This is a genomic window from Pseudomonas sp. Q12-87 (genome assembly GCF_001269755.1).
GTDB classification, from domain to species: Bacteria; Pseudomonadota; Gammaproteobacteria; order Pseudomonadales; family Pseudomonadaceae; genus Aquipseudomonas; species Aquipseudomonas fluorescens_S.
Genome location: NZ_LHVI01000003.1, coordinates 42,493 through 49,265 on the forward strand (window position 1 = coordinate 42,493; position 6,773 = coordinate 49,265).

Genomic DNA, 6,773 nt, shown 5'->3' on the forward strand with positions numbered 1-6,773 from the left:
GGGTTTTTCAGGGCTGTTCATCGCAACCAAGACCCGGCAAGCTCGGTCCAACCCACATTCAAGGAATGTCCCGGAGGGTCGGATGGTGCAGTTGTGTTCAATCGAACAGGCGGTGGATGACGTGCTCCAGCGCCTGCCCGCACATATCCACCTGGGCATGCCCCTGGGGCTGGGCAAACCCAACCTGTTTGCCAACGCGCTGTACCGACGCATCGCCCAGTTGCCCGAGCGACAACTGACCATCTATACGGCCCTGAGCCTGGGCCGGCCAACCTTGGGCGACGGGTTGCAGAAACGCTTCCTCGAACCCTTCGTCGAGCGGATCTTCGGCGATTACCCCGAGCTCGATTACCTCGCCGACCTGCAACGCGACAGCCTGCCGGCCAATATCCGGGTCGAGCAGTTCTTCATGCAGCCCGGCAGCCTGCTGCACAGCGCATCGGCTCAGCAGAACTACGTCAGCAGCAACTACAGCCACGCCGCCCGGGACATCAACGCGGCCGGCTTGAACCTGGTGGCGCAGTTGGTGGCGAGCGACCCCGAACACCCGGATCGCCTGAGCCTGAGCTGCAACCCGGACATCACCCTCGACCTGTTGCCGATGATCGCCAAGCGCCGAGCGGCCGGGGACACCATTTTGATGGTCGGCCAAGTGCACAGCGACCTGCCCTACATGCCGGGGGACGCAGAAGTCGGCATCGACGGGTTCGATCTGCTGATCGATGAAAAGGACAGCCACACGCTGTTTTCTACGCCGAACATGCCGGTGGGGTTCCAGGATCATCTGATCGGCTTGCATGCCAGTACCCTGGTGCGCGACGGCGGAACGCTGCAGATTGGCATTGGCTCCATGGGCGATGCCTTGACGGCGGCGTTGCTGGCGCGTCAGGCCGACAATGCCGGTTACCAGGCGTTGCTGGCTGACCTGAACCTTAGCCAATGGGCGCAACTGATCGAGCGCGAGGGCGGGGTCGAGCCGTTCGCCAAGGGGCTGTACGGCTGCAGTGAAATGTTCGTCAACGGTTTGCTGGTGCTGGCGGAGGCCGGGATCATCCGGCGCAAGGTCTACCCCGACGAGCCAACCCAGGAGCAGGCCAACGCGGGCACGCTCGACGAAACGGCGCAACCCGACGGCATCTGCATACACGGCGGTTTTTTCCTCGGCCCGCGAAGTTTCTACGAGCGCTTGCGCGAGCTGCCACAGGGCAGGCTCCGCGAATTCAACATGACCCGCATCAGCTACATCAACGAGCTGTACGGCCAAGAGCAACTCAAGCGCCTGCAACGACTCGATGCACGCTTCATCAACACGGTATTCACCATGACCCTGCTGGGCGCAGGTGTCGCCGACCAGTTGGAAGATGGCCGCGTGCTCAGCGGCGTAGGCGGGCAATACAACTTCGTCGCCCAAGGCCATGCGCTGGAGGGCGGGCGCTCGATCCTGCTCCTGCGCAGCTGGCGTGAGGCGGGTGGCGAGATCAGCTCGAACATTGTCTGGGAATATGGCCATTGCACGATTCCCCGACATCTGCGGGACATCGTCGTGACCGAATACGGCATCGCTGATTTGCGCGGCAAGACCGACGCCGCAGTGATCGAGGCGTTGCTGAACATCAGCGATTCGCGCTTCCAGCCCGGGCTGATCGAGCAGGCGCAAAATGCCGGCAAATTGCCGAAGGACTTCCGCCTCGACCCACGGTTCGCCGACAACACCTCGGAACGTTTGCAGGCGATCCAGGCGCGGCATCCGAACCTGTTTCCCGAATACCCGCTAGGCTGCGATTTCGATGGGGTGGAGCGAGACCTGCTGCGAGCGCTGAACTGGCTCAAGAGCAAGTTCAAGCTCACCGAGCTCCTGGAGCTGGGCAAAGCCGCCCTCGACGCCCCGGAGCCGTGGGAGTTTGCCGGGCATCTGGAACGGATGCAGCTGACAAGCCCCGAAGGGTTGAAAGAGGAATTGTTCCAGCGGTTGTTGCTTGCGGGTCTAAAGGCTACTGCGCAGTAGCTACCGAGGTAACTCCGTGTGGGAGCGGGCTTGCTCGCGAATGCGGTGTGTCGGTCGATACATTTTTGGCTGATCCACCGCATTCGCGAGCAAGCCCGCTCCCACAGGGTTTAACTGATGGTCAATCGATAAAGGTCACGACCCCACCCGTCAGCGACTTCACCCGCGCCAGCGATTCAACGCGATAGCCCTGGGCATCCAGTTCCGCGCGGCCGCCCTGGAACGATTTCTCGATCACGATTCCCAAGCCGGCCACGGTGGCGCCGGCCTGCTTGATGATGGAAATCAGCGCCTGGGACGCCTTGCCGTTGGCCAGGAAGTCATCGATGATCAACACCCGGTCGCTGCTGGTCAGGTGGCGCGGGCTGATGGCTACGGTGCTTTCGGTTTTCTTGGTGAACGAATACACGGTCGCCGACAGCAGGTTCTCGGTCAACGTCAGGGACTGCTGCTTGCGGGCGAAAATCACCGGTACGCCCAGGTTCAGGCCAGTCATGATGGCCGGGGCAATACCCGAAGCCTCGATGGTGACGATTTTGGTGATGCCCGAATCCTTGAACAGCGCGGCAAACTCGTCGCCGATCAGCTTCATCAATTGCGGGTCGATCTGGTGATTCAGGAAAGCGTCGACTTTCAGGACCTGATCGGAAAGCACGATGCCTTGTTCGCGGATTTTCTGGTGCAGGGCTTCCATGAAGCCTCCTTTGATGACGCGTTCAGCGCCTGAAGTCGTTAAAAAAAGTAGTCGATTCTAGCGCTTTAGCATCGCGCGTATATCCGCCAGGGCGCTGTTGCCGCGAACGACTTTGACTTCCGTCGGGGTGTCGTCGTTGCCTTCCCAGGCAAGGTCATCCGGCGGCAGCTCATCGAGGAAACGACTCGGCGCGCAGTCGATCACTTCGCCGTACTGCTTGCGCTTGGCGGCAAAGGTGAAGGCCAATGTCTGGCGGGCGCGGGTAATGCCGACATAGGCCAGGCGCCGTTCTTCCTCAATGGTGTCGGCCTCGATGCTGGAGCGGTGCGGCAGGATTTCTTCTTCCATGCCCATGATGAATACATAAGGAAACTCCAGGCCCTTGGAGGCGTGAAGCGTCATCATCTGCACGCCTTCGGCGCCGTCTTCCTCTTCCTGCTGGCGCTCAAGCATGTCCCGCAGCACGAGTTTGCCGATGGCGTCCTCGACAGTCATCTCGCCGTCTTCGTCTTTTTCCAAGGTGTTTTTCAACGCCTCGATCAGGAACCACACGTTGCCCATGCGGTAGTCGGCGGCCTTGTCGCTGGAGCTGTTGGTGCGCAGCCAGTTCTCGTAATCGATGTCCATGACCATGCTGCGCAGCGCCGAGATCGGATCCTCGCCGGCGCACTGTTCGCGGACCTTGTCCATGAAGCGCTTGAAGCGCGCCAGGCGGTCGGTGAAACGGCTGTCCAGATGTTCGCCCAGGCCGATTTCGTCCGTGGCGGCGTACATCGAGATTTTGCGCTCGGTGGCGTAGTTGCCGAGTTTTTCCAGGGTGGTCGAGCCGATTTCCCGGCGTGGGACGTTGATCACCCGCAGGAAGGCATTGTCGTCATCGGGGTTCACGATCAGACGGAAGTAGGCCATCAGGTCTTTCACTTCCTGACGTCCGAAAAAGCTGTTGCCCCCCGACAGGCGATAGGGGATCTGGTGATGCTGCAGTTTCAGCTCGATCAGCTTGGCCTGGTAGTTGCCCCGGTACAGGATCGCAAAGTCGCTGTACGGCCGGTCGGTGCGCAAGTGCAGGCTGAGGATCTCCATGGCCACGCGCTCGGCTTCGGCGTCTTCGTTGCGGCAACGGATCACGCGAATCTCGTCGCCGTGGCCCATCTCGCTCCACAGCTGCTTTTCGAACTCGTGGGGGTTGTTGGAAATCAGCACGTTGGCGCAGCGCAGGATGCGGCTGGTGGAGCGGTAGTTCTGCTCCAGCATCACCACTTTGAGCGACGGATAGTCTTCCTTGAGCAGCATCAGGTTTTCCGGCCGCGCGCCGCGCCAGGCGTAGATCGACTGGTCGTCGTCGCCCACCACGGTGAACTGGTTGCGTTTGCCGATCAGCAGCTTCACCAGCAGGTATTGGCTGGCGTTGGTGTCCTGGTATTCGTCCACCAGCAGGTAACGGACCTTGTTCTGCCATTTTTCGAGGATGTCGGCGTGGTCCTGGAACAGCTTGACCGGCAGCAGGATCAGGTCGTCGAAGTCCACCGCGTTGAACGCCTTGAGGGTGCGCTGGTAGTGGGTGTAGACGATGGCGGCGGTCTGTTCCTTGGGGTTGCGGGCGTTTTCCAGGGCTTCGGCGGGCAGGATCAGGTCGTTTTTCCACGAGCCGATCATGTTCTTGATCTCGTCCACGCCGTCGTCGCCCGAGTACTCCTTCTGCATGATGTCGGTCATCAAGGCCTTGACGTCGGTCTCGTCGAAAATCGAGAAGCCTGGCTTGTAGCCCAGTCGCGCGTGTTCCTTGCGGATGATGTTCAGGCCCAAGTTGTGGAACGTGCAGACCGTCAGGCCGCGCCCCTCACCCCCGCGCAGCAGGCTGCCGACCCGCTCTTTCATTTCCCGAGCGGCCTTGTTGGTGAACGTCATGGCGACGATGTACTGGGCACGGATGCCGCAGTTCTGGATCAGGTGCGCGATCTTGCGGGTGATCACGCTGGTCTTGCCGGAGCCTGCGCCGGCGAGCACCAAAAGAGGGCCGCCGACATAGTTCACGGCTTCTTGCTGCCGGGGATTGAGTCGGGACATGACAGGGTCAGGGAGTCGTTTGCGAAATGGGCCGGCATTTTAACAGGCTTCGAGAATTGTGCTGCTCTGTCCGACTTGTGACGCACAACTGCATTGTCATTTGCCGCTTTTGCTACTTTCACGCAGGATGTGGGGCGAATTTGCGTCTACCGTACGGTTTCGAGCGTGAAAAAATATATCGCAAGCATGTGTTTGAGAACCATTGGCATTGGTCATTGCCCGTTGGCAAGCCATAATGCCCTGCGCCAACCACCTTGCAGAGTCTAGGGAGTCAGCTTGTCAACGCCTGTCGAACCCTTGCGTTTGCTGTTATTGGCCGAAGAGGCTGCGTGGTCAGCGATTTTGCGCGAGTGCCTGGCGCCCCTGGGCCCTTCGGTCGTGTTGATCAGCGCCCCGAACTGGGAGTCGGTCAGCAGCCTGTTCGAAGACAACCGCAACGCGGTTCTGTTGACGGTCGCAGCCTTGCAGCCGGCGCCGGGCCGCTGCCGCTTGCCGACTATCCTGTTGCTCGAACAGGAACCTGCCCATACCCCCGACGGCGTCAGCGACTGGCTGGTGCGCGATGTGCTCGACAGCGCGACCCTGCGTCGTTGCCTGCGCCATGTCCGTGAACGCGGTGTGCTGGAAAACACATTGCAGCGCCTTGCCGAACAGGACCCCCTGACGGGGATCGCCAATCGCCAAGGGTTCCAGACGTTGCTGGCGGCGCGCCTGGCTGAAAACGACGGTCGTGGCCTGGCGCTCGGCCATCTGGACCTGGATAACTTTCGTTACGCCAACGACGCCCTCGGCCACCAGGCCGGTGACCGCTTGATCCTGCAAGTGGTGTCGCGACTCAAGGGCGCACTTGAGGCCGGCGATCAACTGGCGCGGCTGGGCAGCGATGAGTTCGCGTTGTTGATCGACACCCGGCGTGCGCCCCAGCGGGCCGAGTGGATCGCCGAACGCATCACCGAAGCCATGGCCGAACCCTATTGGGTGGATGGGGAAAGCCTGCTGATCGGTTGCAGCCTGGGGGTTGCCCATGCACGGGCCCAGGCCGGCGCCGATCCGCTGATGTGGCACGCCCATATCGCCATGCAGCAGGCCAAGAGTACGCAAGGCTGTACGTTTCATATTTTCAACGAGCGCATCAATCGCAATGCCCGCAGCCTCGCCGACCTGGAAAGCGAGTTGCGCCGGGCCCTGCGCCGCGACGAGCTGGAACTGCATTATCAGCCTCGGCTGAACCTCGATGGCGGCACCATCGTCGGCCTCGAAGCGCTGGTGCGCTGGCGTCATGGCGAGCGTGGCTTGCTGCCGCCGAGTGAGTTCGTGCCGCTGGCCGAACAGAGTGGCCTGATCGTGCCGCTGGGCTACTGGGTGATTTCTCGGGCCCTGCGGGACATGCAAGCCCTGCGTGAACGAGGGCTGGCACCGCTGCACATGGCCGTCAACCTGTCGTTCCGACAGTTCCAGGACAGCCAGTTGTTACCGACCCTCAGCCGGCTGATTGCCGAGCGGGGCGTCGAGGCTCAGTGGCTGGAGTTCGAACTCACCGAAACCGCCGTCATGCGTCGCAGCGAACTGGTCAAGCAGACCATGGATGCCCTGGGCCGCCTGGGCGTGCGCTTTTCGCTGGACGACTTCGGCACCGGATTTTCTTCTTTCGTGCACCTCAACAGCCTGCCGATCGCCTTGCTCAAGATCGACAAGAGCTTCGTCGGTGGCATGGAGCAGCGCGAAGAAAACCGCAAACTGGTGCATGCGATGATCAACCTCGCGCACAACCTCAACCTGGAGGTGGTGGCAGAAGGTGTGGAAACCCAAGAGCAACTGGACCTGCTGCGCGGTTTTGGTTGCGATCAGGTGCAGGGCTTTCTGATCAGCAAGCCGTTGCCGCTGCCTGAGTTGGTTGAATACTTGACGGCGGATGGCAGCCAGTCGACGCAGGAGCGGGTGGTTTAACCCGATTCTCCATGTGGGAGCGGGCTTGCTCGCGAATGCAGTGTGTCAGCCAGGCATTTA

The 6,773-nt window shown here is 61.2% G+C and carries 4 protein-coding genes; 2 read left to right on the forward strand and 2 right to left on the reverse strand.

All coding sequences use genetic code 11. The features are described 5' to 3' along the window. Nucleotides 1-82: 82 nt before the first annotated feature. Entirely contained in the window at nucleotides 83-2,005 is a 1,923-nt protein-coding gene (locus AD663_RS01035) for an acetyl-CoA hydrolase/transferase C-terminal domain-containing protein (protein ID WP_053213118.1), read from the forward strand. Between the two features lie 121 nt (nucleotides 2,006-2,126). Here AD663_RS01035 and AD663_RS01040 read toward each other — a convergent pair whose 3' ends face one another. Both AD663_RS01040 and rep read right to left on the reverse strand, forming a co-directional pair. Continuing rightward, nucleotides 2,127-2,699, reverse strand: coding sequence for a xanthine phosphoribosyltransferase (locus AD663_RS01040; RefSeq protein ID WP_003177291.1), 573 nt, complete (start codon nucleotides 2,697-2,699; stop codon nucleotides 2,127-2,129). Between the two features lie 57 nt (nucleotides 2,700-2,756). Then, nucleotides 2,757-4,766, reverse strand: a complete 2,010-nt coding sequence (gene rep / locus AD663_RS01045) for a DNA helicase Rep (RefSeq protein ID WP_003177292.1) — start codon at nucleotides 4,764-4,766, stop codon at nucleotides 2,757-2,759. A gap of 276 nt (nucleotides 4,767-5,042) precedes the next feature. Between rep and AD663_RS01050 the strand changes: the two genes are divergently transcribed. Then, nucleotides 5,043-6,713 (forward strand): bifunctional diguanylate cyclase/phosphodiesterase, encoded by a 1,671-nt coding sequence (locus AD663_RS01050; protein ID WP_003177293.1) that lies wholly within the window; start codon nucleotides 5,043-5,045, stop codon nucleotides 6,711-6,713. Nucleotides 6,714-6,773: the final 60 nt, after the last annotated feature.

Coding starts and splice junctions, on each gene's coding strand:
- AD663_RS01035 (WP_053213118.1), top strand. CDS start 83: ATGGTGCAGTTGTGTTCAATCGAACAGGCGGTGGATGACGTGCTCCAG.
- AD663_RS01040 (WP_003177291.1), bottom strand. CDS start 2,699: ATGGAAGCCCTGCACCAGAAAATCCGCGAACAAGGCATCGTGCTTTCC.
- rep (WP_003177292.1), bottom strand. CDS start 4,766: ATGTCCCGACTCAATCCCCGGCAGCAAGAAGCCGTGAACTATGTCGGC.